Source organism: Caballeronia glathei (genome assembly GCF_000698595.1).
Classification (GTDB): domain Bacteria; phylum Pseudomonadota; class Gammaproteobacteria; order Burkholderiales; family Burkholderiaceae; genus Caballeronia; species Caballeronia glathei.
Map to the genome: position 1 here is coordinate 34,610 of NZ_JFHC01000034.1, position 25,395 is coordinate 60,004.

A 25,395-nucleotide genomic window follows, 5' to 3' on the forward strand; every position below is an offset into this window, starting at 1 on the left:
ATAAAGAAGAATCTTCATCATGGAAGAACAGGAAATCACGCTCGACTCGACCGACCGCAAGATCCTGCGCGCGCTCCAGAACGACGGCCGCCTCAGCAACGCGGAACTGGCGAAACTGGTCGGGCTTTCCGCGGCGGCCTGCTGGAACCGCACGAAGCGCCTCTTCGACCTGCGCGTGATCCAGGGCGTGCACGCGCGAATCGATCCCGCCGCCGTGCAGCGGCCGGTGCTCGTGCTGGTGGGCGTCGTGCTCGACCGTTCGACGCAGGAAAGCTTCGCGGAATTCGAAAGCGCGGCGCGCGATCTGCCGCAGGTGCTCGAATGCGTGCTGGTCGCGGGCGATGTCGACTACTTCCTGAAGGTGCGGGTGCGCGATCTCGCCGCGTTCAACGTCTTTCACAGCGAGAAGATTCTCGGACTGCCCAACGTGCGGCAGGTCCGCACGTTCTTCGTGATGAACGAGGTCAAACTGGACGGACAATTGCTGTTCTGACCCGCTGGCGCCGACGATACAACCGGAACCCCCAAATGCTCCCCTACCCCGTTCTCATGGACGTCGTGATCCGCATGCTGAGCGCGGTCCTGATCGGCTGCATCATCGGCATCGACCGCGACCTGCATGGCAAACCCACCGGCATGAAGACGCTCGGGCTGGTGGCGCTCGGCGCGTGCCTCGCGACCATGGCCGCGATGGGCTTTTCGAGCCACACGCTCTCCGTGAACGCCGATGTCTCGCGCGCCGTGCAGGGCATCGTGACGGGCATCGGCTTTCTCGGCGCGGGCGTGATCGTCCAGAATCCGGGCCAGAACCGCATTCGCGGGCTCACCACGGCCGCGTCGATCTGGGTCACGGCGGCGGTGGGCATCGTGTGCGGCCTCGGCATCTGGAGCGTCGCGGCGATCGCGACGCTGATCCTGATCCTGCTCCTCACCGTGGGACGCATGGTGGAAAAGGCGCTGCACCGCCAGTGGATGCGCAAGCCGGCCGAGGAGCGCGCGGCGCGCGCGTTCGCCGACGAGGACTGAGCGCCCGCCCGCTAGAAGCGGTAGCCGAGGCCCGCGAGAATCACGTCGGTGTCGCGGTTATAGCGCGTGACGATGCGATTCCACGTGACCCGCGTGCTCCAGTGATCGCCGAGCCGGTACGACGCCGACACCGAGATGATGCCCGCCAGGCGGTCGTCGGCGTCGTTGTCGCCGGTGATATCGGGTTCCGAGTTCTGGCGCACTGCGTAATAGAGCCCGGCGCCGAGGCCGAGCGTCAGACGGTCGTTGAAGAATCCCCGCGTCGCCCACAACTGGGTCGTGATGCCGTCCCGGCGCACGAGGTCGGCATTGCCTTCGTGCAGGTAGCCGATCGTCCAGTCCACGTAATTCCAGAGGCCGCGCCGGTAGTCGAGCGCCGCGCCGAGCGCCGTCTGCGAACTCGAACTGTTGACGATCGTCTGGCCGAGATACGCGGTGACTTCGTTGTTCGTGACCTTGGTCGTGCGGCTCGGCGCCCAGTCGCGCGGGCCCGGCGTGTCCGGCGCATCGAGCTGGTAGGCGATGCCGATGAGCGCCGCCGTCGAGTTCGGGCCGCGCTGCACCTGCACGCGGTTCACCTGAAATTGCGCGATCCAGCGGTTCGCGAAGTAGTACTGGGCGCGCAGGCTGAACACGCCGCCCCAGCCGTGCGTGTTGGAGTAGCTGCCGCCCTGCTCCGCGGTCGAGGTGTCGAAATAGCGGTACGGCCCCGCGCCCGCCGACAGAACGAGCCGCCGCTGCGCAAGCGGCAGGCGCGCCCAGAGCTGGATCGCCTGGCCGTCACGGTGATGGTCCGTCACGTGGCCCTCGTTGAGCCAGGTGAAGCTCGCGGCGAAGTATTCCCCGAGCCCCTGCTCGTAGGCCGCCGCCCACGAATACGTGTGCTCGCCGGAACTGCGCGACACCCCGCCCGACAACGAAAACTCCTGCGCGTGCACCGCCCCCGATGCGGCGAAAAGGAGCGCGCCGAGCGCCGACGGACCGAGGAGCCGCTGAACGCGGACATGGCCCGCCATGCGCGTTCCACCGTCTTCCCGCGAGCGCCGGCGACCTGCCGCGCCGGCGAAAACTGCTGACATTCTGCTTTCAGCTGCATGGCGCCACAACGGGTGCGGCGCGCGGATTACACGAATTTTCGAACCCGGCATGCGAAGACGGATCATGTCGATGTCCCAGGATTTTTTATTGAGACAAGAATCCTAACAGCCTTGGCAGGATCGCACTTTTCGCTGCGCAAGCGCGCCGAAAGCAGTGAATTATTTTTGCGACAGCTCGCGCCGGTCTGGACAACGCCGTGTGCCGGTCCGCGCGGCTTGCCACGCCGGCTTGCTTAGTACTTGCGTGCATACTTCGGAAGCTTTCAGGCGGCTTCGTCCAGCGCCGACGCCTCCACACGGTTGCGCCCCCCGACTTTCGCCGCATAGAGCAGCGAGTCGGCGCGCGCGAGCAGCGACGCGAGCGACTCGCGCCCGTCCCAGCCTGCGATACCCGCGCTGAACGTGTAGCGCAGCGCTCCACCCGGCACCGGGCAGGGCGTGGACTCCACCGTCTGCCGCAGCCGCTCGACGAGCGCCGTGACGTCAACGGCATGCGCCGCCGCGCAGATCAGGCAGAACTCCTCGCCGCCGATGCGCCCGAACGCGTCGCCGCGGCGAAGGCGCGCGCTCACCGTCGACGCGAAATGGCGCAGCACCTCGTCTCCCGCGGCGTGGCCGTAGCGGTCGTTCACGCTCTTGAAGTGATCGACGTCGACCACCGCCACGTATTCACGCATGCCGTCCTGTGCGGGGCGCCTGAGCCGCGCCCCGGCCAGTTCCAGGAACGCCTTGCGCGACAGCGCGCCGGTGAGATCGTCGAAGCGCGCGAGCCGCTCCAGACGTTGCGCAAGCCGGTCGTGCGCCATCATCACGAGCCCGATGCACAGCGACGGCAGCACCAGAATGCCGATGGCGAGAAACGCGACCTGCATTGGCCCCGGTTGCAGCAGCGCAGTTTGCGGCGGCGGCGCAACCGCGTAGATCGCGCCGCGCACGATGTGCCCCGCGCCGCCCAGCAGCGCCACGCCGGCGACGAAAAGATAGTTGTAGCGCGGCCGCTCCGGCGGGCGCGACAGCAGCACGCGCCCGGCGATCGCCAGATCGCATGCTGCTCGAAACGCCGAGACGATCACGACACGCACATGGGTATCGGGAACCGCATAGGTGAAGTAGACGATTCCCGCCATCACCGCGAGCCACGCGATCCAGCCGGTGTACGCGCGCGCGGCACTCGGGCGGATGGCGAAGAACTCGTTGCAGCCCTCGAAGATCAGGAGAATCGTCGCGGCGAGCAACTGGTTCGCGGCCACGATGCCGAGCGCCGCCGGCAGCACGCCCTGCATCGAAAAGAGCACGAGCGAGACGATCGCCAGCACGTTCGCCCAGATCCAGCGCCGCACGCCCGCGATCGCGTGCGGCAGGAGCGAGATCAGCACCAGGATCGAGAGAACGCTCGACAGGACGGTGACGACGAGGATGCTGACTGGACTGAACATCGGTGCAGGTTAATGGATTCGCCCGGCCGCGGCGGGCGCTTGATGCACGATGTGCGATGGATGTAGCGGCGGCTGCGGTTCGGATGCGACGCATCGGGTTGCGGTGTGTTCACGCGATCGCCAGCGGTGCCATCGGTTTATCGGCGGAAATCGTGCAAATCTTGAGTAAAGCTGACAGATTTGGCCGCTTGCGGAGAAATTCACCTCTTCGTGCTTTCGTGCTTTCGTCCTTGCGCCGGCTGACGGCGCCATCGGCTGAAAACAAAAATGGCGGCAACGCCGCCATTCGATCGGTCGGGCAGACGGCGCACCGTCCGCCTGCATTGCCGGATCAATCCCAGCCGTGACGCTCGCGCCAGCGCTCCTCGCGGCGCGCTTCGTGGCGCCAGTGGCGCTCGCGCCGCTCACGCCATTCGCGTGCGCGCCAGCCGCCGTCGTCATAACCGTAGCCATACGCCACGGCCACGGGTGGCGGCGGCGCGACGTACACCGGCTGCGGCGCCGCGTAGTAGCCGGGCACGCCGATGCCCACCGCCAGATCCACATGCGCCGACGCCGCCGAGGACGCCGCCAGCACGGCAACACCCAGAACCGCCCCGAGAATTTTCTTGTTCATATCGCTTCTCCTTGCACCAGCGGTGCATGTCAGTGACCACGCGATGCAGTCTAGAGGGCGATATCCGACACAGGTGCAACAGCGCTGCGAGAAAAGTAACGCGCGGTAACGGCCCGCTCGCCGCGCCTGGGCGGTCCTGACAGGCGTCAAAGCACCCGCTTTCCCGTCTCGTCGATAACGACTTCGCCGTCCTCCTTCGTGAACGGCCCCTTCTGCTGCGACGGCAGGATGTCGAGCACGCGCTCCGACGGCCGGCACAGCCGTACGCCGAGCTCCGTCTCCACGAACGGCCGGTTGATGAGGATAGGGTGGGCGAGCATCGCGTCGATGAGCTGATCGTCGCTGAGCATCGGGTCGTCGAGGCCGAGTTCCGCGTACGGCGTGCCCTTCTCGCGCAACGCCTCGCGCACGGTCATGCCGGCGCGGGCAATCAGGCCGGTCAGCGTTTCGCGGCTCGGCGGATGAACCAGATACTCGACGACCTTCGGCTCGATCTCCGCGTTGCGGATCAGCGCAAGCGTGTTGCGCGACGTGCCGCATTGCGGGTTGTGATAGATCGTGGTGGTCATGATGGCGCTCCTTTTGTTCGTCCGTTGGCTTGCTGCTTTTCCCTCATTTTAGGGGCTGCGGGCGTGTCGGGCCCGCGTGCGGACCGTTTGCGCGCGGGCCGCGATGCGTCCGGGCGCGCTTCGAGCTTGCGCTTTGAGCTCGCGCTTTGAGCCCGCGCTTCGAGCCTGCTCTTGCGCACCGCGAAGCAGCGTCGGCGCTCGCCGCCGATGCCCGCCGCATCGGGTCCGCGCCTGCGAATGTACTGTCAATTCGTGTGTCCGCGGGCTATAACACTCTTGCAGCGCGGCATTTATGTGCTTGCGGCCCACCGGGCCCTTCGCCAGCTTTCCTCGGCGCCCCGCACTGCTTCGCACCATCAGCGTGCGGTCTTCAGGTAGCAACCTAACTAGTTCGGCATGCCGGCCCGCGCGGCCGAGATCCGGCCCGACATTCGCTCGCGTGACAACGCTGCGTCTGCTTTCCACGCGTTTAGCGGGCGGAGGCTCAATACAGCGAACATCGAAGCCCAGGTCTCACGCGACCTTCGCTCTTCTCATAGGAGTCGACATGAAATCACGTCTGATACTGGCGGCCGTCGCCGCTTTACTGCTCGTGGCGGCAGGGCCCGCGTTCGCAGGAGATGCCTATCAAGCGACGCAACCGGTCACGCCGGACACGAGCGCGATGGGTCAGCCCTCGTTGCAGCATAACGCGAAGCCCTCGCAATCCGCAGCCGATCCGTCGTATGGCGGCACGCCCGCCACACGCAGCGCGGCCGGAAAAATGACCTCGCGGACCTGCCTGCCAGGACCGCAGTGCGATATCTTCTTCGGCAACTGATGAGCGCGCCGTGAAGGGCGGCGGCCCGATTCGCCATCGGCCGCGCCCTTCCCTCCATCCGACAGGCACAGACATCCTGCACGACGTGATCGATACGGACCGCGACGCATTCGTCGCCGCACTCGCCGGCGAAGGATTCGACGAAGTCGTGACGGTGGCGCGCGAGCCGGACGAAGCGCTCGACGTCCACGCCCATCCCTTCGAGGCGAAGGCGCTGATCCTCGAAGGCGAACTGACGATCCGGACCGGCGAGACGGAACAGCACTATCGCGCGGGCGACATCTTTCATCTGCGCGCGAACGAAGCGCACTCCGAGCGATACGGGCCCGCCGGGGTCAGGTATCTCGTCGGCCGCAAGTGAGCGGCCGCCCGCTGCACGAAACGCTTTTCCGCCAGAGCCGCATCGGCCGTCGTCGATCCCCGTCGCAACACCCTGCCAAGCCCGCCGCGCTCGAGGTGCGGCGCGTGATCCGCGAGTGCGCGGCGAGCAGTTGCGCGGCCACTACGCCGAGCATCCGCACGCCGGCGACGTTCGCGGGCGAGGTTTCTTCATCGGCGTCGAACGGGTCGAGGACGGCGCCACCAAAGCCCGTTCAATCGGAAGAAGAAGCTGAACGCGCGCATCGAGAGCGAGGCGATCAAGCGCGGACTGATGGTCTATCCGATGGGCGGCACCGTCGGTGTCCGTGCAGGCAATCATGTCCTGCTCGCGCCGCCGTTCATCTGCATGTCACAGCAGATCGAAACGCTCGTCGAGCGGCGGACGGGCGCCATCGACGCCTGCTCCCGATGACACGATCACACGCCTGCCTTATTCTTTCTGCGCTTTCTGCGCCGCGCGGGCGGCTGTGCGGCGCATTCGCCGCGTCGGCGCCTCAGGAAAGCGAACACGCATTCCCCGGAGCACTTCATGACGAGCAGACTTCCCGACTTCCACATCGCCGATGCGACAGACGAACAGAAGGCCGTATTGCAGGAAATCCTGAGCGGGCCGCGTGGCAATCTCAACGGCCCGTTTCTCGGCTGGATCCACAGCCCCGAGCTTGCGCAGCATGCGCAGCGGCTCGGTGCATTCTGCCGCTACAAGACGGGCCTGCCGCTGCGTCTTTCGGAGCTCGCGATTCTCGTGACCGCCGCGCACTGGCGATCGCAGGCCGAGTGGCACATCCACTATCCGATCGCGCTCGACGCAGGCGTTCCCGCACATGTGGCCGATGCGTTGCGCGAAGGCCGCGCGCCCGCTTTCGACAACGACGACGACGCATTGATCCACGGCTTCGCAACGGAGCTGCACGAATCGAAGCGCGTAAGCGACGAGACTTACGGGCGCGCGGTCGGGCGCTTCGGTCATGTGGTCGTCGTAAACCTGGTGGGGCTGCTCGGCTATTACTCGCTCGTCGCGATGACGCTCAACGCGTTCGGCATGCGCGCGCAGGGGCAGACCGAGTTGCCGTTCGCGGAAATGAAAGCGTGAGTTGCCTGTCGTCGCCGGTGCCGTGCGCATTGGCGGCACTGGCGACATGGGCGGCATGGGCGGCATGGGCGACACCCCCTCCAAGGACGCCCTCCTTACGGAGGATTGTTCCGCCTCCCGTGGCCAATATAAGGTAGGTACTGCGCACTTCTGATGCGCATTCAGACCTACGAGGTCTCCTCGACAGAAACCGGTGCAGCGAATCGGCGCCTTCCTGTCAAACGCGCGGCCAGCGTCGCGCCGTGTTGCAAAGCCAACGTTCAAGTCCGGCATGAGGCGCGAAGCACGCGTCTGCCACCGGCTTTAGGTTCGCTCACCCTCGAGATGTGCACCGTCACCCCGGCACGCGCCTGCAATGGCCCGGCGCCGCGTCGACTGCCAGGACGAGCGTCGATCCCCAGTTGCAGGAAGCCGGGAAGCGCATTCCCGGCGGCTTGCGCATGTCCATCACGGAGCTGAAATTGAAATCACGCCTTTTCCTCGCCACCGCCGCCGCGGGCCTCTTCGTCATCACCGGCGCAGCGTACGCACAAGAAGCATCTGAAAGCACACAACCGGCCGCCCAGCAAAATGCGCAAGCACCCGCACAATCGGCTGACGACTCCTCGTATGGCGGCATGGCTGCCGGCAAGAGCATGGCAGCAGGCGGCTACCGGCAAAGCGGCTGCAGCACGGCACCGAACTGCGACATCTTCTTCGGGCAATAACCGGCGTCGCAAGAGGGCGTCCCCACACGACGCCCTCCTTTTCAACTGCATGATTGCACTACGGCCTGACTGCATGACCGCATCGCGCGCATCGACCCGGCGTGATGCCGCTTGAACCCGGACATCGAGTGAACGCTCGGCCTCGGTGTCGGCGGGATGCATTTCGGACGGCAACCGAGCTTCGTTCCTTCATGGACGTCGCGTGATTCCTGTCAGCGACGCGCCAGGTCTTGAGGAAGTCGTGATGAAAGCGAAACCGGTCATGGCGAGTGTGCAGGCGTGCGGCCGCACGATGAGCGCCGAGTTCCACCCGGACACGGGTCGGCTGAGAATCCTGGACGGCGGCGCGCTGGTGGCCGAAATGTTCCCGCCGCACTCCTGGTTCGCCATTGCATCGGTGGCGGGCAAGAGCCGGTGGGGCACGCGCCCGAACGAAGCCGATCTCTACCTCGTGATCGCGAACTACGCGATGCGGCGCACCGGCCTGAGCAGCTACACCGGCGACGACCCCGGCGATACGTTCGCAGGCAGCGAACCCACTGCGGTCTGATGAAGCTGGTGCAGGAACAGTGCAGAAGCATTGAGCGGCAGGCGCGCATGCGGCCTGCCGCCCGAAATAAAAAGACCCGCGGACATCGCTGTTGCGGGTCAATCGGGTATGCCGATTCTTTGCATTCTTCTCGCCAATCCCCATTTGGCGTCGGCGTCGAGCCTTCCGGGCTCTGACGCTAATATCATATGGACGAGCCGCGATCGCGTTAGTCGGGCACCGCACGAATTTGTTCTGAGGAAATGCGCGGCTCCGCACAGCGCGCGCGCTCGATCGCGCTGGCTCACGCACGGCCGCGCGATATCAGGGAAAGCACGCGCTCTTGCAAGCTATTCGGCGAACGGCCGGTTGCGCTCCGGCTCCGGATTTACGCGGAGGCCAGCAGCCCCGTCATCCGGCTGCGTGCCTGCGCCGGGCGGCCTTCTTGCGTTCTTGCCGTTCGCCCGTACTCGCAGGCGCGCCCGCTGCCGTCTCGCTCCCGACGATAGAACGCGAGCGTGCGAATCTGCTCCTCCGACCTGCTCCTTCACGTAAACGATTGAGCCGTCGTGTTTATGCCGCCGAACACACAGCCATCTCGGTGACACCCCCGCATGAGCCATTGCGGTGCGCGTGTGCCGGGAGATCCGGCACGGGCATTGCTGCACTGCCGCATCGGCCGGCGCATCGTTGCGCCGGCGACCAGACGGATGAGGTCAGCATGGCCGGTCCCAACCCGCTTGTTACCGTTGTGCGTGTGCAAGACGGCACGCTCTCGGTCGAATTCCGCCCCGATACCGGGCGATTGCGGATGCTCGACGGTGCAATCGTCCTGGAAGAACTGTTTCCGCCCCATTCGTGGTTTGCCGTCGCTTCGGTCGCGGGCAACAGCCGCTGGGGCACGCGTCCGAGCGAGGCGGACCTGCGACTGCTTCTAGAGGACTTCATCCAAAGACGGTCCGGCACGTCCGATCGGGGACACACCGCGCCAAGCTGACGTCCGCCGCAAGGCACGAGGCACGCGATGCTCGATGCGATCACCGAAGCTCAGCGGCGTGCGGGCACATCGTCACCGGCTGCGAGCCCCGCGGCGAAAGGACAAAAAAAACCCTGTTCCAAGGAACAGGGCTCGCTGAAATACCGACGGGCATAACGGCGCCCGCCGGCCAGGGTTCATCGTCTTCTTGCGACAGTATTCACTGCCTTATCCGTTGATCCTCACTCGACTGTCACCGACTTTGCGAGATTCCGCGGCTTGTCCACGTCCGTGCCACGCGCACACGCCGTGTGGTACGCGAGCAGTTGCAACGGCACCACGTGCAGGATCGGCGACAACAGCCCGTAGTGTTCCGGCATGCGGATGACATGGATGCCGTCCTCGCTCGTGATGCGCGTATCCGCATCGGCGAAGACATACAGTTCGCCGCCGCGCGCGCGCACTTCCTGCATGTTCGACTTCAGCTTTTCGAGCAGCGTGTCGTTCGGCGCGACGGTCACCACCGGCATCGCCTCGGTGACGAGCGCGAGCGGCCCGTGCTTCAGCTCGCCCGCGGGGTAGGCCTCCGCGTGGATGTACGAAATCTCCTTGAGCTTCAGTGCGCCTTCCAGCGCGATCGGATAGTGCAGGCCGCGTCCGAGGAAGAGCGCATTTTCCTTGCGCGCGAATTCCTCCGCCCACGCGATGATTTGCGGCTCCAGCGCGAGCACGCTGTTGAGCGCCGCAGGCAGGTGCCGCAACTGCGCGAGATAGGCGGTCTCCTGCTTCGCGTCCACGTAGCCGCGCAGCTTGCCGAGCGTAACCGCCAGCACGAAGAGGCCCGCCAGTTGCGTCGTGAAGGCCTTCGTCGACGCCACGCCGATCTCCGTGCCCGCGTGCGTCAGGAACGACAACTCGGTCTGCCGCACCATCGCGCTCGTCGCGACGTTGCAAACCGCGAGCGTGTGCTTGTGGCCGAGCGACTGCGCGTGCTTGAGCGCGGCGAGCGTATCGGCGGTTTCGCCCGACTGCGAGATCACGACCACCAGCGCCTTCGGATCCGCCACCGATTCGCGATAGCGATACTCGCTCGCGATCTCGACCTGCGTCGGAATCTTCGCGACCGATTCGAGCCAGTACTTCGCGGTCAACCCCGAGTAGTAGCTCGTGCCGCACGCGAGAATCAGCAGGTTGTCGATCTCGCTGAACGCCTTGCCCGCTTCGGCCCCGAAGAGCACCGGATCGAACTGCTCGGTTTGCGGGATCGTGTCGGTGATCGCGCGCGGCTGCTCGAAGATCTCCTTCTGCATGAAATGGCGATACGGCCCGAGTTCGACCGCGCCGCCGTATGCCGCGACCACGCGCACTTCGCGCTGGGCGGGCGCGCCTTCACGATCGACGATCTTCACGCCGTCGAGCGTGATCTCGACCACGTCGCCCTCTTCGAGGAACGCGAAGCGGTCGGTGCTGCCCGCTAGCGCGAGCGCATCGGAGGCGAGGAAGTTCTCGCCCTCGCCCACACCGACGACGAGCGGCGAACCCTGCCGCGCGCCCACCACCGTATGCGGCTGATCCTTGTGGATCACGGCGATCGCATACGCACCGTGCAGTTGCTTCACGGCGTCGCGAACCGTCTGGAACAGGTCGCCGCGATACATGCTGTGGATCAGGTGCGCGATGACTTCGGTGTCGGTCTGCGACACGAACTCGTAGCCCTTGCCGCGCAGCATTTCACGCAGCGACTCGTAGTTCTCGATGATGCCGTTGTGCACGAGCGCGACCGCGTCGCGTGAAAAGATGGGGTGGGCGTTGTCCGTCACCGGGGCGCCGTGCGTCGCCCAGCGCGTGTGCGCGATGCCCGTCACGCCTTCGAGGCGCGAGTCGCGCACCTGCGCGTCGAGATCCGCCACGCGCGCCACGCTGCGCGCGCGCCGCGGCTCGCCGTGGCTCAGCACGGCGACGCCGCACGAGTCGTAGCCGCGATACTCGAGGCGGCGCAGTCCTTCGACCAGCACCGGGACGATGTTACGTTGCGCAACCGCGCCGACAATTCCACACATGGTCTTCCATCCCTCTCAAGTTTGATCGCGGGCGCGTGGCGCGCCTCGCCGAATGCGTTCTCAGGCTTTCTTCTTGACCGGCCGCACGTAACCGCTCTTGCTCACCTGCGTCTTCTCGTTCAGCACCAGTTCGCCTTCGCCTACGTCCTTCCATACCGTCGTGCCCGCCGCGATCGTCACGCCGCGCCCGACGCGCACCGGCGCGACGAGCTGCGAATCGGAGCCGACGAACACGTCGTCTTCGATCACGGTGCGATGCTTGTTCGCGCCGTCGTAGTTGCACGTGATCGTGCCCGCGCCGATGTTCACGCGCGCGCCGACATCCGAGTCGCCGACATAGGAAAGGTGATTCGCCTTCGATCCCTGCCCGAACACCGCATTCTTCACTTCGACGAAGTTGCCGACATGCACGTCGTCGCCGAGGATCGCGCCCGGGCGCAGCCGTGCATACGGACCGAGCACGACATGCGCGCCCGTCGTGCCGCCCTCGATGTGCGTAAACGCGTCGACGCGCGTGCCCGCGCCGATCGCCGCGTCGCGAATCACGCAGTTCGGGCCGATCGTCACGTTGTCCGCGAGCGTCACGCGCCCTTCGAACACGCAGTTGACGTCGATCGACACATCGCGCCCGCATTGCAGCGTGCCGCGCACATCGATGCGCGCCGGATCGGCGAGCGTCACGCCTGCCACCAGCAGGTCGTCGGCCACGTTGCGCTGGTGAATGCGCTCGAGTTCGGCGAGTTGCTGCTTGCTGTTCACGCCGAGCGTCTCCCACTCTTCGTCGGGCTGCGACGTCACGACATCGACGCCCGCTTCGAGCGCACGCTCGACGACATCGGTGAGATAGAACTCGCCCTGCGCGTTGTCGTTCTTGAGTGCTGCGAGCCACGAGGCCAGTTGCCGCGTCGGCGTGATGACGATGCCGGTGTTGATCTCCGCGATACCGCGCTCCTCGGCGCTCGCATCCTTCTGCTCGACGATCTTGCGCACCGCGCCCTTCGCATCGCGGACGATGCGCCCGTAGCCGGTCGGGTCGTCGAGCGTCACGGTGAGCACGCCGTAGCGGCCGTTCTCCGCGGCATCGACGAGGCGCTTCAGCGTGCTCGCCCGCGTGAGCGGCACGTCGCCGTAGAGCACGAGCGTCGGCACGGACGGATCGACGAACGGCAGCGCCTGCTGCACGGCATGGCCCGTGCCGAGCTGCTGCTCCTGCACGGCGAACTGCACGTCGGGCGCGGCAACCGCTGCCTGCACCTTCTCGGCGCCATGTCCGATGACCACGACGAGGCGCGTCGGTTCGAGCGAACGCGCGGTATCGATGACATGCGACAGCAGCGGCTTGCCAGCCAGCGGATGGAGCACCTTGGGCAAGGCGGAATGCATGCGCTTGCCCATGCCTGCCGCCAGAATCACGATATTCATCGCGTCAGTTTCGTAAGTTTTGGGAGGAGTCAATATAGCATGCAGCAATCGTGCCCAATGCGGCCGAACCCACGCTCGGCCTTACTGCGCAACGCTCTTACCGAACGTCGAACGGCACGATTGAAATGGTGTTTGGCGCACCTGACGGTTCGCTCGCGCACGGTTCTTCATCAAACGCGATATCGCCCTGCGGATCCGCCTCGCCCGTCGCGCGCAGACCGGCGAACGGAAACAACTGGTGATCCATGAGATGCGAGGGCACCACGTTGCCGAGCGCGTTGAACATGTTCTCGACGCGCCCCGGAAAACGCTTGTCCCATTCGCGGATCAGCGCCTTCATCTCGGCGCGCTTCAGGTTCGGCTGGCTGCCGCAGAGGTTGCACGGAATGATCGGGAATTCGCGCAGTTCGGCGTACTTCTCCAGATCGGTTTCCTTCACGTAGGCAAGCGGCCGGATGACGACGTTCTTGCCGTCGTCGGATTGCAGCTTGGGCGGCATGCCCTTCAGCTTGCCGCCGTAGAACATGTTGAGCAGCAGCGTCTGCAGGATGTCGTCGCGATGATGGCCGAGCGCGATCTTCGTCGCGCCCAGTTCGCCCGCCACGCGATACAGGATGCCGCGGCGCAGCCGCGAGCACAGCGAGCAGGTGGTCTTGCCCTCGGGCACGAGGCGCTTGACGATGCTGTACGTATCCTGATTCTCGATGTGAAACGGAATATCGAGCTTCGCCAGATATTCCGGCAGCACGTGCTCAGGAAAGCCCGGCTGCTTCTGGTCGAGGTTCACGGCCACGATCTCGAAGTCGATCGGCGCGCGCTCACGCAGGCGCAGCAGCACGTCGAGCAGCGCGTAGCTGTCCTTGCCGCCCGACAGGCACACCATCACCTTGTCGCCCTGCTCGATCATGTTGTAGTCGCCGATCGCCTGCCCGACCTGGCGCGCGAGCCGCTTGAAGAGCTTGTTGTTCTCGTAGGCTTCCTTCTGCTCGCGGCGCGTGAGCGCGGCGCGCTCGGGCGCCTGCGCTTTCGCCTGCGCGTCGTGCAGCACTTCGGCTTGAGCGGGCGTGTTCATGCGCGTTCCTCTTTGATGCGAAAGACTTCGACGCCCACCGCGTCGCAGTCGGGATAGACGTCGGGCTTCTCCGTCGACACGACCACCGCCCGCACCTGCGGATGGGCGAGGAGCGCGGCGGCGACATCGTCGCAGAGCGTCTCCTGCAGGTGGATGTGCCCGCGCTCGACGCGCTGCGCGATGGTCGAGCGCATGAAGTCGTAATCGACCACTTCACGCAGCTTGTCCTCGACAGGCGTCGAAAGCGCGAGCGGCACGAACAGTTCGACGTTGATCACGACGCGCTGCTCGCCCTTCTTCTCGAAGTCATGCACGCCGATGTTGATGCGCACTTCGTAATTGCGCAGAAAAAGCCGCCGGCAGTCGGTGAGCCGGGGATGCGAAAGTGCGGCAAGCATGGTCGGTTCCAGTAGGTTTGGCGTGTCTTTCAATCGTTGTCGGACACGCGACGGCCGGCATTGCCCGGCCGAACGCGCGCGTTTCAGCCCTGATTGCCGATCATGAACATCACGTCGCGCGGGCTCGGCACCAGATGCTGGCCGCCATCGACGAGAAGGGTCGTGCCCGTCACGCCGTGCGCGCTCGCCAGATAGCAGGCGGCCGCGGCAAGGTCTTCCACGCGCGACGCACGGCCGAGCGGCGTCACGCGATGCGCCGCCTCGAACGTCGCGGGCGTCTGGCCGGCCGAAATCAGCGTGAGGCCGGGGGCGAGCCCGACGACGCGCAGCTTCGGCGCGAGCGCCTGCGCCAGCGCGACGGTCGCGTTTTCCAGCGCGGCCTTCGTCAGCGTGTAGGACAGGTAGTCGGGATTCATGTTGTACAGCTTCTGGTCGAGCACGTTGATCACGACGCCGCGCTCGGTCTCGTCGTCGACGGCGGCGTCCGGCACCGTTTCGTGCAGCGCGCGGGCGAGCGCGACCGGCGCGGCGAGGTTGACCGCCGTCATTTCCAGCAGTTTCGCGTAGCCGAAGGTCTGCGCCGTGTCCTCGTCGAAGCGCGATGCGCAGTTCACCACGCAGGCGAGGCCGCCGAGCGCCTCGATGCACGCAGGCACGAGCCGCAAGACCTGCGCTTCCACGGCGAGGTCGGCCTGCAGCGCGACGGCGCGCCGCCCGAGGGCAACGATTTCATCGACGACCTGGCGCGCCTCTTCCGCCGATTCGCCGTAATGCACGGCGACGTCCCAGCCGCGCTCCGCGAAGCCGAGCGCGAGGCCGCGGCCGATGCGCTTCGCCGCGCCGGTGACGAGCACCACGCGGCGATTGCGGGACGCGGAAACTGAAGAAGAAACGCTCATTTACAATGCTGGAATGAATCCGAATGCTCGACAAACCGATAGTTTACCTGCTCCCGGCCCTGACGCGCTCGCGCAGTCCGAAGCGCTCACCGCGCTGATCCGCGCCGAAATCGCCGGAGCGGGCGGCTGGCTGCCGTTCAGCCGCTATATGGAACTTGCGCTCTACGCGCCAGGCCTTGGCTACTACAGCGGCGGCGCGACGAAATTCGGCCGCCGCGCGGAAGACGGCAGCGACTTCGTGACGGCGCCGGAACTGTCGCCGCTTTTCGCCGCGACGCTCGCGCGCCCGCTCGCGCAGGCGCTCGCCGACAGCGGCACGCGCGACCTGATGGAATTCGGCGCGGGCACGGGCAAGCTCGCGGCCGGGCTGCTCAACGCGTTCGCCGAACTGGGCGTGCCGTTCGAGCGCTACACGATCGTCGACTTGTCGGGCGAGCTGCGCGAGCGCCAGCGCGCGACGATCGAGGCAAACGCGCCGGCGCTGGCATCGAAGGTGAAATGGCTCGACGCGCTGCCGCAGGCGTTCGACGGCGTCGTGATCGGCAACGAAGTGCTCGACGCGATGCCGGTGCGGCTCGTCGTGCGCAAGCTCGGTGCGTGGCACGAGCGCGGCGTCGTGGCGCAGAACGGGCGCTTCGCCTTCGACGACAGGCTGGTTGCCGGCGACCCGCTCGTCGCCACGATCGACGCGGCCATCGACGAAGCGAACGACGAGCTCTTCATGGAATACGTGACGGAGACACACGAAGCGGCCATGGCGTTCACGAGGACCGTCTGCGCGATGCTCACGCGCGGCGCGGCCTTTTTCATCGACTACGGCTTTCCGCGCCACGAGTTCTATCACGCGCAGCGCGCGGGCGGCACGCTGATGTGCCATTACCGGCACCGCGCGCACGCCGATCCGTTCCTGTACCCCGGCCTGCAGGACATCACGGCGCACGTGGAATTCACGGGAATCGCGCAGGCCGGCGTGGAAACGGGGGCGGATCTGCTCGGCTTCACGTCGCAGGCGCGTTTCCTGATGAACGCGGGCATCACCGACGTGCTCTCGGACATCGACCCCGCCGACGTCAAGCGCTTCCTGCCGGCGGCGAACGCGGTTCAGAAGCTCTTGTCGGAGGCGGAAATGGGCGAGCTGTTCAAGGTGATCGCGTTTTCGCGCGGCATCGCCGATACGCTCGACGCGTTCGCCTCGGGCGACCGCTCGCACACGCTATAGGTGCGCTGTCATGATCCGCTGGCTGCTGACCACCTTCGTCGCGCTGTCGATCCTGTCGGCGTGCTGGCCGTGGCTGAGAAAGCTCGGCATCGGCCGCCTGCCGGGCGATTTCACGCTGCGCCTGTTCGGGCGCGAGTATCCGTTCCCGTTCATGTCGACGCTGCTGCTCTCGATTCTGCTGTCGCTGATCGCGCGGGCGCTCTGAACGCCGCCCGCGCACCGGGTCACTGCGCGCCCGCCTGTTCCAGCGCCGCCTTCACCGCTTCCACGCGGGCGTCGTGGACCGCATCCCTGATCTTCGCCGGCTCGCTCGCGTAACGCTCCGCCACCGCGCCCGCGTCGACGGCACGCGCCGCCACCAGCGCCTCGCGCAGCCGCTCGGCCTGCGGATAGGGCTGCTGCGACATCCCGAGCCGCCCGCGCGCGTCGGCAACGCACGCCTGCAGCGCCTCCGCGAAGCGCGCCGGCTTGCGCAGCGCATCGCAGCGCTCGAACAGGCGCACCAGCGCCGCGGGCCCCATTTCCATCACGCGATGAATGTTGCCGTGCTCCCGCGCGACGAGCAGCGCGAGATCACGGCTTTCGTTCGGCACGCGCAGCCGCTCGCACAGCGGCCGGAGCAGATCGACGCTGCGGCCTTCGTGGCCGATGTGGCGCGGCAGGATGTCGTCCGGGGTCGTCGCCTTGCCCAGGTCGTGCGTGAGCGCGGCAAAGCGCACCGGCAGCGCGAATCCCTGTGACGCGGCGTAATCGAGCACCATCATCACGTGCACGCCGGTGTCGACTTCCGGGTGATAGTCGGCGCGCTGGGGCACGCCCCAGAGTGCATCGATTTCCGGCAGCACCCGTGCGAGCGCGCCGCAGTCGCGCAGCACGCCGAACATGCGCGACGGCGTCGCCTCCATCAGCCCGCGCGACACTTCCTGCCAGACGCGCTCGGGCACGAGCGCATCGACCTCGCCGGCTTCGACCATTTTCGTCATCAGCGCGCGCGTCTCGTCCGCGACGCGGAAGTCCGCGAAGCGCGCGGCGAAACGCGCGATCCGCAGGATGCGCACCGGGTCCTCGACGAACGCTGCTCCCACGTGCCGGAACAGGCGCTTTTCGAGATCGGCGCGGCCGTCGAACGGATCGATCACCGGGCCGGTAAGCGCGCCGTCGGGGCTGACGGCGCGCGCCATCGCATTGATGGTGAGATCGCGGCGAGCGAGGTCCTCTTCCAGCGTTACGTCTGGGGAATAGTAGAACTGGAAGCCGTGATAGCCCGCCGCCGTCTTGCGTTCCGTGCGGGCGAGCGCGTATTCCTCGTGCGTCTGCGGATGCAGGAACACCGGAAAGTCCTTGCCGACCGGCCGGTAGCCCTGCGCCGCCATCTGCTCGGGCGTCGCGCCGACCACGACGTAGTCGCGGTCCGTCACCGGCACGCCGAGCAGTTCATCGCGGATCGCGCCGCCTACGGCGTAGATGTTCATCGCTCGCGGGCCGCGCCTTCGATCCAGGCGGCGACCGCCGGCAGCGCGGTCAGGCGCTTCACGTAGGCGCGCGCCTCGTCGCCGAGCGGCGGCGCGTAGGAATTGAAGCGCATCACGACGGGCGCGAACATCGCGTCGGCGATCGAGAATTCGCCGAACAGGAACGGCCCGCCGTGCGCGGCGAGGCACTCGCGCCAGATCTCGTCGATCCGCGCGACGTTTTCCAGCGCCTCCGGCGACGCGCCCGAGCCCGGCGCGATCGTGCGGATGTCCATCGGCATGTCGCGGCGCATGTCGGCGAAACCGCCGTGCATCTCCGCACTGATGCTGCGCGCCCGCGCGCGCGCCGCGGCGTCGCGCGGCCACATCGCGAGCTGCGGGAAGCACTCGGCAAGCGTTTCGATGATCGCGAGCGATTCCCAGACCGCCTCGCCCGAATCGGTGATGAGGCACGGCACCTTGCACGACGGCGAATACCGGCGGATTGTCTCCTTCGTGTCGGGCTGGCCGAGACGGATCAGCACTTCCTCGAAGGGAATGTCGAAGTGCCGGAGCACGAGCCACGGCCGCATCGACCAGGACGACGAGTTCTTGTCACCGATAACGAGTTTCATAGGCACGCTGTGTAGAAGGGACTAGCGATGAGCCGTCGCGCGAAACGCGTTGAAGCGCGAACGCGACGACAGACCGGTGAGATAGAGCGGCGCGATGGCCTCGATGCTCGCCGGCTCGTCGATGCCGAGTTCCGGCGAAAGCGGGCCGCTCGCGATGCTCGGCGTTTTCATCGAATCGAGATTGTCGCGCGACATCATCGGCTCGCCGGGCGCCATTTCGAGCGTCATCGCCTGGAGACGGCCGAGGCTGTCGGGCAGCTTGATGATCTTCGAATGCTTGCCGATCGCCGCGCCGGCAAAGCGCACGAGTTCCGCGAGCGTGTAGACCTTCGGCCCGGCGAGTTCGTAGACACGGCCGCTCGCGGCATCGAGATCGAGCACGTTGACGATCGCCTTGGCGACGTCGCCGACGAACACCGGCTGGAACTGGGCGTCGGCGCATGCGAGCGGGATGACCGGAAACATGCGCTCGAGAAACGCGAACTGGTTCAGCAGATTGTCCTCGGGGCCGAACACGACGGAACTGCGGAAAATCGTGGTGGCGAGCGCGGAGTCGCGAATCACCTTTTCGCCGTCGCCGCGAGAGCGCAGATACATGCTCGGACCCTGCGGATCGGCGCCGATCGCGCTCATGTGCAGAAGCCGCCGCACGCCCTTCGACTCGCACGCCGCGACGATCTTCCTCGGCAGCTCGACATGCGCTTTCGCGAACTCGGGGCCGTACGGGTCGCCGCGCCGCCCCTGCAGGATGCCGACGAGATTGATGACCGCGTCCGCTTCCGCCACGAAGGCGGCGAGTTGCGACGGATCATGCACGTCGGCCTCGATCACGTCGATGGGAAGCAGGGTGAGATGCGCGGCATTGGCGCGGCGCCGCGTCGCGACGCGCACGTTCTTGCCGAGTTCGACGAGCGCGTTCACGAGATGACCGCCGATGAAGCCCGAACCGCCGATCAGCGCTACTTTCTGATGTCGCATATACGCCTCTGTGGTGGCGGCTGCGGGACCTCGGTCGGCGCTGCCGCGGGTCGTTCCGTATGACGGAGTGACAACGCGCGGCCTCGCGTGAAACGCGGATTACGGCGCGATGTAGCCGAGGCGCGCCTTCAGCGATTGCGGACGGCCTTCGAACAGCGCCGCGTAGTAGACGGTGTTCGACAACACGTTCTTCACGTAGTCGCGGGTTTCCGTGAACGGGATCGTCTCAGCAAAAACCGCGCCTTCCACCGGTGCGTTGAGATCCTGGCGCCACTTGTTCGGCCGCCCGGGACCGGCGTTGTAGCCGGCCGTGGCGAGCACCGCCGAGTTGTCGAATTGATTGTAGATCATCGACAGGTAGTTCGTTCCGAGCAGGATGTTCGTGTTGATGTCGTTCATCTGCGCGCGCGAAATCGGCCCCAGGCCGATCTTTTTCGCCACGAGCTGGGCCGTGCCCGGCATCAATTGCATCAGCCCGCCCGCGCCGACTTCCGAACGCGCGTTGATGATGAACCGCGACTCCTGGCGGATCAGCCCGTACGCCCATTCGACGTCGAGGCCGGTGTTCTGCGCGTCGCGTTCGACGATATCGCGAAACGGCGACAGATAGCGCAGCGAGAAATCGTGCTCGGTCTTCGTGCGGTCGGCGGTGTTGACCGTGCGGTCGAACAGCTCGATGCGATGCGCGTACTGCGCGGCCGCGATCAGCTGACGGTCGTTCATGAACCGCAGCGGCCAGTTCCATTCGCGATTGCCTTCGAGGCGCAGGTTCATCGCGTAGAACCGCTGCGAGAGCGCGAAGCCCGGCACCGACTGCATCTGGTTGATCTCGGCGTCGGAAACGGTCGTGCGCGGCGGGATCGTGATCTTCTGCCCGAGTTCCTCGGAAGCCAGTTGGCCGTAGAAGTTGAACTGCTCGGCGATGCTCTGGAATTCCTGCGCGGCCGTGGCGGTGTCGCCGGCCTGCTTGAGCGCGCGGCCGTGCCAGTAGACCCACGCGGGCTGCGCGCGCAGCGCGGGCGGCATCTGCTCGATCGACCAGCGCACCATGTTCCAGTCGCCCGCGAGCAGCGCGCTGCGCGTGCGCCATTCGTAAGCGGGATTCGACAGCGGCGCATTCACCGACAGCCGGTACCAGTCCGACGCGCCCGGCATCCGCTTCAAGGCCGCCTGATAGCCGATCGTGCCCCAGCCGATCGCGCGCTCCGGCACGGTCAGGCTCGGCGCAACCGAGCTGAACGTGGCCGCGGCCATCGCCGGATCGTTGCGCGCCATGCGCGTGATCGCGAGCAGCGTGAGCTGGTGCGCCGGCGTGTTCGGCATCACGCCGCGCGCGAGATAGAGCGGCGGCGTGCTGGTGGCGTTGTCGAAGAGCGTCTGGTCCGGACGTTCGGCCCCGAGCGCGTCGACGATCTTCGCGCCCGTGTTCGTGTAGTTCTGCTCGTAGGCAAGGCGAATCTGCTGCCAGACGTCGTCGCTCGAGAACTGTTGCGAGCGGGCAAGCGCGCCGATCAGGTCGACACAGCCGTCGCCGTACCATTTCGGATCGACGAGCAGCGCGCGCGCCGCGTCCGCGACGTTCTCGCCGCGCGCGAGCCGCGCTTCGAGCGCGTAGCATTTCACCTGCGTGTCGTCATTGAGCACGAAACGTGAATACTGCTGCTCGAAGTTGCGCCAGTCGTGACGTCCGCCCAGCACGACGAGATAGTCGTTGCGCAGACGGTCGGCGATCGCCTGGCCGTCGTAGCGCTGCAGGAAGGACAGCACCGGTTCGTCGGGCGCGTCGATGCGCGCGTGGCCCTGCGAGTCGAAGAGTTGCGGCTTGATCGTGAAGTACTCGACGTAACCCGGCGCCGGATAATCGGGGATCTGTGCGGCGAGTTGCGCGGCACGCCCTGCATCGTTCGAGCGCGCGGCTTCGCGCAGCTGGATGAAAATGCGGTCGTCGGATGAAGGGATGAAGTCGGCGTCGGGGCGAACTGCGGAAGCGGTGCTGCAAGCGACGAGCGTGACCGCGGCGAGCACTGAACCGACCGCGAGATATACTCGATTTAGGCGTTTTGACATCGTTATTTCTGGAGCGCGAATTGGTCCAAAGCATAGCACGCAACCCTTGCCCCGAACCGAAAAGCGCGCTGCGCGCAACACTGCTCGCGAGCCGCGAAGCACAAGGCGGCGAGGCCGATCAGGCGGCGCGAAACGAAGCGCTCGCGCGCCGGCTGATGGAGGCTGTCGCGAGGCATCGCGTCTCGTGCATCGGCTTCTACTGGCCGGTCGCGGGCGAGTTCGACGCGCGCGGCGTGATCGCGGTCTGGCTCGCGCAGGATCGCGCGCGCACGGCGGCGCTGCCGGTGGTGGTCGAGCGCCATGCGCCGATGGCCTTTCACGCGTGGCAAGAAGACGCGCCGATGAAATACGGCCGCTACAAAATTCCGGTGCCGCAGGAGGAGCGCGTCGTGGTGCCTGATCTGCTCGTGATTCCGTGTGTGGGTTTCGACGAGGCGCGCTATCGCCTCGGATATGGCGGCGGCTACTACGACCGCACGCTCGCCGCATGGCCCGCTGCGAACAGGCCGGCGACGATCGGCGTCGCGTTCGAGTCGGGCAGATGCGACGCCCTGCCGCATGAGAACCACGACATGCCGCTCGACGCGGTCGTCACGGAGTCAGCCATTTATTGAAGCATGCGCTTCGGGCAAAGCGCGCTGCATCAGAGCGACGCCGCCGCGCGCGCCGCGGTGTCGTACAGGCCCGATGCGTTGCGCATCAGTTGCGCCGCATCGCCGATCTGCTCGTTGGTGAGGCCGCTCTCGCGCAAGGTGGTGATGAGACAGCTCTCCCGCACGTCGCGATATTTGCCGCACAGCTCGCGCCCCGCGGGCGTCGCGGAGAAAAACACTTCCTTGCCGGTTTTCTCACTCTTCACATAGCCTCTAGCAACGAGCTTCTTCAGTGCATAGGTTGCGACGTGCGTGTCCTCGATGTTCAGCACGAAGCAAATGTCGGCGAGCTTTTTCTTGCGGTCGCGGTGATTCACGTGATGGAGCAGCGAAACCTCGACGGCGGTCATGTCCTTCGCGCCCGCCGCCGACATGCAGCGCACCATCCAGCGGTTGAACGCGTTGCTCGCCATGATGAGTCCGTACTCCAGTTCGGAAAGTTCGGCACTCGATTCGGAGACGAGATGCTCGGAGGAAACGATCTTCGTGGGGTGGCGCGGCATGGTTTTCGACCAGTATTCAGTGCGTTGGAGTGTAGCGTATCGGCCTCATCGCGAGCCCCTTTCGACGCATTTCGGCGCGCCGAGAGGAAACGCGAATAGATAATTTGTCGATAAATTATTGATAATGTACATTCCCCGTGGATATCCGGCACCACCGGATGTCCCGCTCACCCGAAAAGACGCATGACACGACCAAGAATTCATCCGCTCGGCGATACCGCCCTCGTTTGCGAGGCTCCGCCACCCGCCACGCTCGACTGCCAGCGCCGCATGTGGGCGCTCGCCGACAGCGCGCGGCTGTGGCCGCACGTCGTCGAGGTCGTGCCGGGCATGAACAACCTCACGATCGTGTTCGATCCGCTCGCCGCCGACTACGAGAGCCTCGCGCAGCAGCTCGACGCCGGGTGGGATACCGTCGCCGTCGCGGACGCGTCCAGCGCGGAAATCGAGATTCCCGTGCGCTATGGCGGCGCCGACGGCCCGGACCTCGCCGCGCTCGCGAAGCACGTGGGGCTGTCGGTCGACGAGGTGGTGAAGCGGCATACGGAGCCGCAATACGTCGTGTTCTTCCTCGGCTTTCAGCCGGGGTTCGCGTACATGGGCGGCCTCGACAAGACGCTCTGCATGCCGCGCCGCGCCGAGCCGCGGCTCGAGGTGCCGGCCGGCTCGGTCGGGATCGGCGGCGAGCAGACCGGCATTTATCCGGCGGTGTCGCCCGGCGGCTGGCAACTGCTCGGCCGCACGGAACTCAAGCTTTTCGACCCCACCCGCAATCCGCCGACGCTCATGCAGCCCGGCGACCGCGTGCGCTTCACGGCGCTGGAGGTGCGGGCATGATCGACGTCATTCGCGCAGGCGTGCTCACCTCCGTCCAGGACCTCGGGCGCCACGGCTACCGCCATCTCGGCGTGAGCTCGGGCGGCGCGCTCGATGCCCTGTCGCTCGAGATCGGCAACCGCATCGTCGGCAACCGGCCGGACGCGGCGGGTATCGAAGTGACCTTCGGGCCGACCGTGCTGCGCTTCAAGCACGCCACGCGCGTCGCGATCACCGGCACCGATTTCGGCGCGACGCTCGGCGACGAGCCGGTCTATTCGTGGTGGAGCGTGCCGGTGCAGGCGGGCCAGGAACTCACATTGCGCGCGGCGAAGCGCGGCATGCGCGGCTACGTGTGCGTGGCGGGCGGCATCGACGTCCTGCCGATGCTCGGCTCGCGCAGCACCGACCTCGGCGCGTGCTTCGGCGGACTGGGCGGCCGGGCGCTGCGCGACGGCGACCGGCTGCCGGTCGGCGTGCCGCAGCCGCATAAGGGCATTGCATTTTCGCCGGCGGAGCCCGCGTTCGGCGTGAAGGCGCCGGCGTGGTGCAAGTTCGTGCTCGTCGACGAACCGTTGCGGCGCGGCCGGCATGCGCCGGGCGTCGCGTGGTCGATTCCGGTTCGCGTGCTGCGCGGCCCGGAGTACGACAATTTCACCGACGAAGCCCAGGCGCAGTTCTGGAACGAGGAATGGACGATCACGCCGAACAGCAACCGGATGGGCTTCCGGCTTGCCGGGACGGCGCTCGAGCGCAGGAGCAAAATCGACCTGCTGTCGCACGCGGTGCTGCCGGGTACGATCCAGGTGCCGCCGAACGGCCAGCCGATCGTGCTGATGGGCGACGCCCAGACCACGGGCGGCTATCCCAAAATCGGCGCGGTGATCAAGGCGGACCTCTGGAAGCTCGCGCAGGCGCGGCTGATGAGCGGCGTGCGCTTCATCGAGACGTCGGTGGAAGAAGCGCGCTTCGCGCTCGCCGAGGAACGCATGTACGTGAAACAGGTGGAAGCTGCCATCGCGATGCACGAGGAGCGATGCGCACGATGACCGGAATCTGCGAAATGGACTACGTGAAAGTCATGGAAATCGATCTGAACGCCGACCTGGGCGAAGGCTGCGGCTCCGACGAAGCCCTGCTCGATCTCGTCAGCTCGGCCAACATCGCGTGCGGCTGGCACGCCGGCGGAGCGGCTGCGATGCGTGATTGCGTGCGCTGGGCGGTCGCGCGGGGCGTGTCGATCGGCGCGCATCCGAGCTTCAACGATCCCGAAAACTTCGGCCGCAAGGAGATGGACCTGCCCGCCTCCGAGATCTACGCCGGCGTGCTGTACCAGCTGGGCGCGCTGTCGGCGATCGCGCAGGCCGAAGGCGGGCGCATCGCGCACGTGAAGCCGCACGGCGCGCTCTACAACCAGGCCGCGCGCAACCCGGAAATCGCCGACGCGATCGTCTCGGCCGTGCACGACTTCGATCCGTCGCTGCTGATCTTCGGGCTCGCGAACAGCGGGCTCGTGGAGTCGGCGCGGCGCGCGGGCATTGTCGCGATCGAGGAAGTGTTCGCCGACCGCGGCTACCGCGCCGACGGCTCGCTCGTGCCACGCAAGGAGCCGGGCGCCCTGCTCGACGACGAGAACGTCGTCCTCGTGCGCACGCTCGCGATGGTGCGCGAGCAGCGCGTGCAGGCGGTGAGCGGCGAATGGGTGCCGCTCAATGCGCAGACCATCTGCCTGCACGGCGACGGCGCGCACGCGCTCGCCTTCGCGCGGCGCATCCGCCAGGCGCTGGAGGCGGCGGGCATCGAAGTCCGCGCGGCTCACGCCCACTGAATCACGCAGCACCGAGCACCGAGCGCCCCGCGCAACCCGCGGGGCGTTTTAGCAAGCGGCCGCAGAGCCGCTTATTGCAAAGCGATGCGGCCCCCTATGCCGCATCGGGAACGCGTCCCGCATCAGGGACATGACGTCGAACCG

The 25,395-nt window shown here is 66.5% G+C and carries 29 protein-coding genes and 1 pseudogene; 15 read left to right on the forward strand and 15 right to left on the reverse strand.

Annotation, left to right across the window (positions count from 1 at the left end):
• Window positions 1-19: 19 nt before the first annotated feature.
• Together BG61_RS20950 and BG61_RS20955 are read left to right on the forward strand one after the other, a co-directional pair.
• On the forward strand, window positions 20-493 hold the full coding sequence (locus BG61_RS20950; RefSeq protein ID WP_035924903.1) for an Lrp/AsnC family transcriptional regulator: 474 nt from the start codon (window positions 20-22) through the stop codon (window positions 491-493).
• Between the two features lie 35 nt (window positions 494-528).
• Entirely contained in the window at window positions 529-1,026 is a 498-nt protein-coding gene (locus BG61_RS20955; protein WP_035924905.1) for an MgtC/SapB family protein, read from the forward strand.
• 11 nt (window positions 1,027-1,037) lie between these two features.
• Here the strand turns inward: BG61_RS20955 and BG61_RS20960 are convergent, their stop codons facing one another.
• The 5 genes from BG61_RS20960 to arsC all read right to left on the reverse strand — a co-directional run bounded on the left by BG61_RS20960 (window position 1,038) and on the right by arsC (window position 4,744).
• Window positions 1,038-2,042 (reverse strand): porin family protein, encoded by a 1,005-nt coding sequence (locus BG61_RS20960; protein ID WP_035924908.1) that lies wholly within the window; start codon window positions 2,040-2,042, stop codon window positions 1,038-1,040.
• A 344-nt stretch (window positions 2,043-2,386) separates the two neighbouring features.
• Window positions 2,387-3,559 (reverse strand): GGDEF domain-containing protein, encoded by a 1,173-nt coding sequence (locus BG61_RS20965; protein ID WP_035924910.1) that lies wholly within the window; start codon window positions 3,557-3,559, stop codon window positions 2,387-2,389.
• A gap of 109 nt (window positions 3,560-3,668) precedes the next feature.
• Window positions 3,669-3,845, reverse strand: a complete 177-nt coding sequence (locus tag BG61_RS42875) for a hypothetical protein (protein WP_158447092.1) — start codon at window positions 3,843-3,845, stop codon at window positions 3,669-3,671.
• 45 nt (window positions 3,846-3,890) lie between these two features.
• Window positions 3,891-4,175 carry a hypothetical protein gene (locus BG61_RS20970; protein ID WP_035924911.1) on the reverse strand — a complete coding sequence of 95 codons (285 nt, stop codon included), beginning with the start codon at window positions 4,173-4,175 and terminating at the stop codon, window positions 3,891-3,893.
• A gap of 146 nt (window positions 4,176-4,321) precedes the next feature.
• Window positions 4,322-4,744 (reverse strand): arsenate reductase (glutaredoxin), encoded by a 423-nt coding sequence (arsC, locus tag BG61_RS20975; RefSeq protein WP_035924914.1) that lies wholly within the window; start codon window positions 4,742-4,744, stop codon window positions 4,322-4,324.
• 547 nt (window positions 4,745-5,291) lie between these two features.
• Between arsC and BG61_RS20980 the strand changes: the two genes are divergently transcribed.
• From BG61_RS20980 to BG61_RS21005, 7 genes and pseudogenes are all read left to right on the forward strand, one after another.
• Entirely contained in the window at window positions 5,292-5,564 is a 273-nt protein-coding gene (locus BG61_RS20980) for a hypothetical protein (RefSeq protein WP_035924915.1), read from the forward strand.
• 88 nt (window positions 5,565-5,652) lie between these two features.
• Window positions 5,653-5,925, forward strand: a complete 273-nt coding sequence (locus BG61_RS20985) for a cupin domain-containing protein (RefSeq protein WP_035925028.1) — start codon at window positions 5,653-5,655, stop codon at window positions 5,923-5,925.
• Between the two features lie 112 nt (window positions 5,926-6,037).
• Window positions 6,038-6,357, forward strand: a pseudogene (locus BG61_RS44050) (aspartate aminotransferase family protein); the annotation flags it as partial.
• A 117-nt stretch (window positions 6,358-6,474) separates the two neighbouring features.
• The gene (locus tag BG61_RS20990) at window positions 6,475-7,038 is read left to right on the forward strand and encodes a carboxymuconolactone decarboxylase family protein (protein WP_035924918.1); all 564 of its coding nucleotides are present in this window, start codon (window positions 6,475-6,477) and stop codon (window positions 7,036-7,038) included.
• A 440-nt stretch (window positions 7,039-7,478) separates the two neighbouring features.
• Window positions 7,479-7,745 (forward strand): hypothetical protein, encoded by a 267-nt coding sequence (locus BG61_RS41340; RefSeq protein WP_129572020.1) that lies wholly within the window; start codon window positions 7,479-7,481, stop codon window positions 7,743-7,745.
• Window positions 7,746-7,989: 244 nt separating this feature from the next.
• Window positions 7,990-8,295, forward strand: coding sequence for a hypothetical protein (locus BG61_RS21000; RefSeq protein ID WP_051672689.1), 306 nt, complete (start codon window positions 7,990-7,992; stop codon window positions 8,293-8,295).
• Window positions 8,296-8,995: 700 nt separating this feature from the next.
• Window positions 8,996-9,271, forward strand: a complete 276-nt coding sequence (locus BG61_RS21005; protein WP_035924920.1) for a hypothetical protein — start codon at window positions 8,996-8,998, stop codon at window positions 9,269-9,271.
• Window positions 9,272-9,492: 221 nt separating this feature from the next.
• Here the strand turns inward: BG61_RS21005 and glmS are convergent, their stop codons facing one another.
• From glmS to BG61_RS21030, 5 genes are all read right to left on the reverse strand, one after another.
• Entirely contained in the window at window positions 9,493-11,310 is a 1,818-nt protein-coding gene (glmS, locus tag BG61_RS21010; protein WP_035924923.1) for a glutamine--fructose-6-phosphate transaminase (isomerizing), read from the reverse strand.
• 60 nt (window positions 11,311-11,370) lie between these two features.
• Complete coding sequence (gene glmU / locus BG61_RS21015; protein WP_035924925.1) at window positions 11,371-12,732, reverse strand: bifunctional UDP-N-acetylglucosamine diphosphorylase/glucosamine-1-phosphate N-acetyltransferase GlmU; 1,362 nt, start codon at window positions 12,730-12,732, stop codon at window positions 11,371-11,373.
• Between the two features lie 97 nt (window positions 12,733-12,829).
• Window positions 12,830-13,804 carry a tRNA 2-thiocytidine(32) synthetase TtcA gene (gene ttcA / locus BG61_RS21020; protein ID WP_035924928.1) on the reverse strand — a complete coding sequence of 325 codons (975 nt, stop codon included), beginning with the start codon at window positions 13,802-13,804 and terminating at the stop codon, window positions 12,830-12,832.
• Complete coding sequence (locus BG61_RS21025; RefSeq protein WP_035924929.1) at window positions 13,801-14,202, reverse strand: dihydroneopterin aldolase; 402 nt, start codon at window positions 14,200-14,202, stop codon at window positions 13,801-13,803. The genes ttcA and BG61_RS21025 overlap by 4 nt, the downstream gene beginning before the upstream one ends.
• An 83-nt stretch (window positions 14,203-14,285) precedes the next feature.
• Window positions 14,286-15,101, reverse strand: coding sequence for an SDR family oxidoreductase (locus BG61_RS21030; protein ID WP_035924932.1), 816 nt, complete (start codon window positions 15,099-15,101; stop codon window positions 14,286-14,288).
• A 13-nt stretch (window positions 15,102-15,114) separates the two neighbouring features.
• On the opposite strand from BG61_RS21030, the gene BG61_RS21035 reads away from it, so the two are divergent.
• A complete protein-coding gene (locus BG61_RS21035; protein ID WP_035924935.1) occupies window positions 15,115-16,320 on the forward strand; it encodes a class I SAM-dependent methyltransferase in 1,206 nt (401 codons plus the stop codon).
• A 10-nt stretch (window positions 16,321-16,330) separates the two neighbouring features.
• Entirely contained in the window at window positions 16,331-16,525 is a 195-nt protein-coding gene (locus BG61_RS21040) for a DUF2905 domain-containing protein (protein WP_035924937.1), read from the forward strand.
• A gap of 19 nt (window positions 16,526-16,544) precedes the next feature.
• On the opposite strand, the gene BG61_RS21045 is transcribed toward BG61_RS21040, so the two are convergent.
• The 4 genes from BG61_RS21045 to BG61_RS21060 all read right to left on the reverse strand — a co-directional run bounded on the left by BG61_RS21045 (window position 16,545) and on the right by BG61_RS21060 (window position 21,451).
• Entirely contained in the window at window positions 16,545-17,792 is a 1,248-nt protein-coding gene (locus BG61_RS21045) for a multifunctional CCA addition/repair protein (RefSeq protein ID WP_035924940.1), read from the reverse strand.
• Window positions 17,789-18,406 (reverse strand): glutathione S-transferase family protein, encoded by a 618-nt coding sequence (locus BG61_RS21050; protein WP_035924943.1) that lies wholly within the window; start codon window positions 18,404-18,406, stop codon window positions 17,789-17,791. Before BG61_RS21050 ends, BG61_RS21045 begins: the two co-directional genes overlap by 4 nt.
• A gap of 21 nt (window positions 18,407-18,427) precedes the next feature.
• Window positions 18,428-19,384 (reverse strand): complex I NDUFA9 subunit family protein, encoded by a 957-nt coding sequence (locus BG61_RS21055; RefSeq protein WP_035924946.1) that lies wholly within the window; start codon window positions 19,382-19,384, stop codon window positions 18,428-18,430.
• Window positions 19,385-19,483: 99 nt separating this feature from the next.
• Entirely contained in the window at window positions 19,484-21,451 is a 1,968-nt protein-coding gene (locus tag BG61_RS21060) for a lytic transglycosylase domain-containing protein (protein ID WP_035924948.1), read from the reverse strand.
• A 20-nt stretch (window positions 21,452-21,471) separates the two neighbouring features.
• On the opposite strand from BG61_RS21060, the gene BG61_RS21065 reads away from it, so the two are divergent.
• Complete coding sequence (locus BG61_RS21065; protein WP_035924950.1) at window positions 21,472-22,065, forward strand: 5-formyltetrahydrofolate cyclo-ligase; 594 nt, start codon at window positions 21,472-21,474, stop codon at window positions 22,063-22,065.
• A 29-nt stretch (window positions 22,066-22,094) separates the two neighbouring features.
• On the opposite strand, the gene BG61_RS21070 is transcribed toward BG61_RS21065, so the two are convergent.
• Window positions 22,095-22,607, reverse strand: coding sequence for a winged helix DNA-binding protein (locus BG61_RS21070; RefSeq protein ID WP_035924952.1), 513 nt, complete (start codon window positions 22,605-22,607; stop codon window positions 22,095-22,097).
• A gap of 183 nt (window positions 22,608-22,790) precedes the next feature.
• On the opposite strand from BG61_RS21070, the gene pxpB reads away from it, so the two are divergent.
• Genes pxpB through pxpA form a run of 3 tightly spaced genes read left to right on the forward strand, consistent with a single transcriptional unit; the run spans window position 22,791 to window position 25,251 of the window.
• The gene (gene pxpB, locus BG61_RS21075) at window positions 22,791-23,444 is read left to right on the forward strand and encodes a 5-oxoprolinase subunit PxpB (RefSeq protein WP_035924955.1); all 654 of its coding nucleotides are present in this window, start codon (window positions 22,791-22,793) and stop codon (window positions 23,442-23,444) included.
• Window positions 23,441-24,472: a 5-oxoprolinase subunit C family protein gene (locus tag BG61_RS21080; protein WP_035924959.1), complete on the forward strand. Its 1,032-nt coding sequence runs from the start codon at window positions 23,441-23,443 to the stop codon at window positions 24,470-24,472. The genes pxpB and BG61_RS21080 overlap by 4 nt, the downstream gene beginning before the upstream one ends.
• 32 nt (window positions 24,473-24,504) lie before the next feature.
• On the forward strand, window positions 24,505-25,251 hold the full coding sequence (pxpA, locus tag BG61_RS21085) for a 5-oxoprolinase subunit PxpA (protein WP_035925035.1): 747 nt from the start codon (window positions 24,505-24,507) through the stop codon (window positions 25,249-25,251).
• Window positions 25,252-25,395 lie beyond the last annotated feature (144 nt).

Coding starts and splice junctions, on each gene's coding strand:
- BG61_RS20950 (WP_035924903.1), top strand. CDS start 20: ATGGAAGAACAGGAAATCACGCTCGACTCGACCGACCGCAAGATCCTG.
- BG61_RS20955 (WP_035924905.1), top strand. CDS start 529: ATGCTCCCCTACCCCGTTCTCATGGACGTCGTGATCCGCATGCTGAGC.
- BG61_RS20960 (WP_035924908.1), bottom strand. CDS start 2,042: ATGGCGGGCCATGTCCGCGTTCAGCGGCTCCTCGGTCCGTCGGCGCTC.
- BG61_RS20965 (WP_035924910.1), bottom strand. CDS start 3,559: ATGTTCAGTCCAGTCAGCATCCTCGTCGTCACCGTCCTGTCGAGCGTT.
- BG61_RS42875 (WP_158447092.1), bottom strand. CDS start 3,845: ATGGCGGCGTTGCCGCCATTTTTGTTTTCAGCCGATGGCGCCGTCAGC.
- BG61_RS20970 (WP_035924911.1), bottom strand. CDS start 4,175: ATGAACAAGAAAATTCTCGGGGCGGTTCTGGGTGTTGCCGTGCTGGCG.
- arsC (WP_035924914.1), bottom strand. CDS start 4,744: ATGACCACCACGATCTATCACAACCCGCAATGCGGCACGTCGCGCAAC.
- BG61_RS20980 (WP_035924915.1), top strand. CDS start 5,292: ATGAAATCACGTCTGATACTGGCGGCCGTCGCCGCTTTACTGCTCGTG.
- BG61_RS20990 (WP_035924918.1), top strand. CDS start 6,475: ATGACGAGCAGACTTCCCGACTTCCACATCGCCGATGCGACAGACGAA.
- BG61_RS41340 (WP_129572020.1), top strand. CDS start 7,479: ATGTCCATCACGGAGCTGAAATTGAAATCACGCCTTTTCCTCGCCACC.
- BG61_RS21000 (WP_051672689.1), top strand. CDS start 7,990: ATGAAAGCGAAACCGGTCATGGCGAGTGTGCAGGCGTGCGGCCGCACG.
- BG61_RS21005 (WP_035924920.1), top strand. CDS start 8,996: ATGGCCGGTCCCAACCCGCTTGTTACCGTTGTGCGTGTGCAAGACGGC.
- glmS (WP_035924923.1), bottom strand. CDS start 11,310: ATGTGTGGAATTGTCGGCGCGGTTGCGCAACGTAACATCGTCCCGGTG.
- glmU (WP_035924925.1), bottom strand. CDS start 12,732: ATGAATATCGTGATTCTGGCGGCAGGCATGGGCAAGCGCATGCATTCC.
- ttcA (WP_035924928.1), bottom strand. CDS start 13,804: ATGAACACGCCCGCTCAAGCCGAAGTGCTGCACGACGCGCAGGCGAAA.
- BG61_RS21025 (WP_035924929.1), bottom strand. CDS start 14,202: ATGCTTGCCGCACTTTCGCATCCCCGGCTCACCGACTGCCGGCGGCTT.
- BG61_RS21030 (WP_035924932.1), bottom strand. CDS start 15,101: ATGAGCGTTTCTTCTTCAGTTTCCGCGTCCCGCAATCGCCGCGTGGTG.
- BG61_RS21035 (WP_035924935.1), top strand. CDS start 15,115: ATGAATCCGAATGCTCGACAAACCGATAGTTTACCTGCTCCCGGCCCT.
- BG61_RS21040 (WP_035924937.1), top strand. CDS start 16,331: ATGATCCGCTGGCTGCTGACCACCTTCGTCGCGCTGTCGATCCTGTCG.
- BG61_RS21045 (WP_035924940.1), bottom strand. CDS start 17,792: ATGAACATCTACGCCGTAGGCGGCGCGATCCGCGATGAACTGCTCGGC.
- BG61_RS21050 (WP_035924943.1), bottom strand. CDS start 18,406: ATGAAACTCGTTATCGGTGACAAGAACTCGTCGTCCTGGTCGATGCGG.
- BG61_RS21055 (WP_035924946.1), bottom strand. CDS start 19,384: ATGCGACATCAGAAAGTAGCGCTGATCGGCGGTTCGGGCTTCATCGGC.
- BG61_RS21060 (WP_035924948.1), bottom strand. CDS start 21,451: ATGTCAAAACGCCTAAATCGAGTATATCTCGCGGTCGGTTCAGTGCTC.
- BG61_RS21070 (WP_035924952.1), bottom strand. CDS start 22,607: ATGCCGCGCCACCCCACGAAGATCGTTTCCTCCGAGCATCTCGTCTCC.
- pxpB (WP_035924955.1), top strand. CDS start 22,791: ATGACACGACCAAGAATTCATCCGCTCGGCGATACCGCCCTCGTTTGC.
- BG61_RS21080 (WP_035924959.1), top strand. CDS start 23,441: ATGATCGACGTCATTCGCGCAGGCGTGCTCACCTCCGTCCAGGACCTC.
- pxpA (WP_035925035.1), top strand. CDS start 24,505: ATGGAAATCGATCTGAACGCCGACCTGGGCGAAGGCTGCGGCTCCGAC.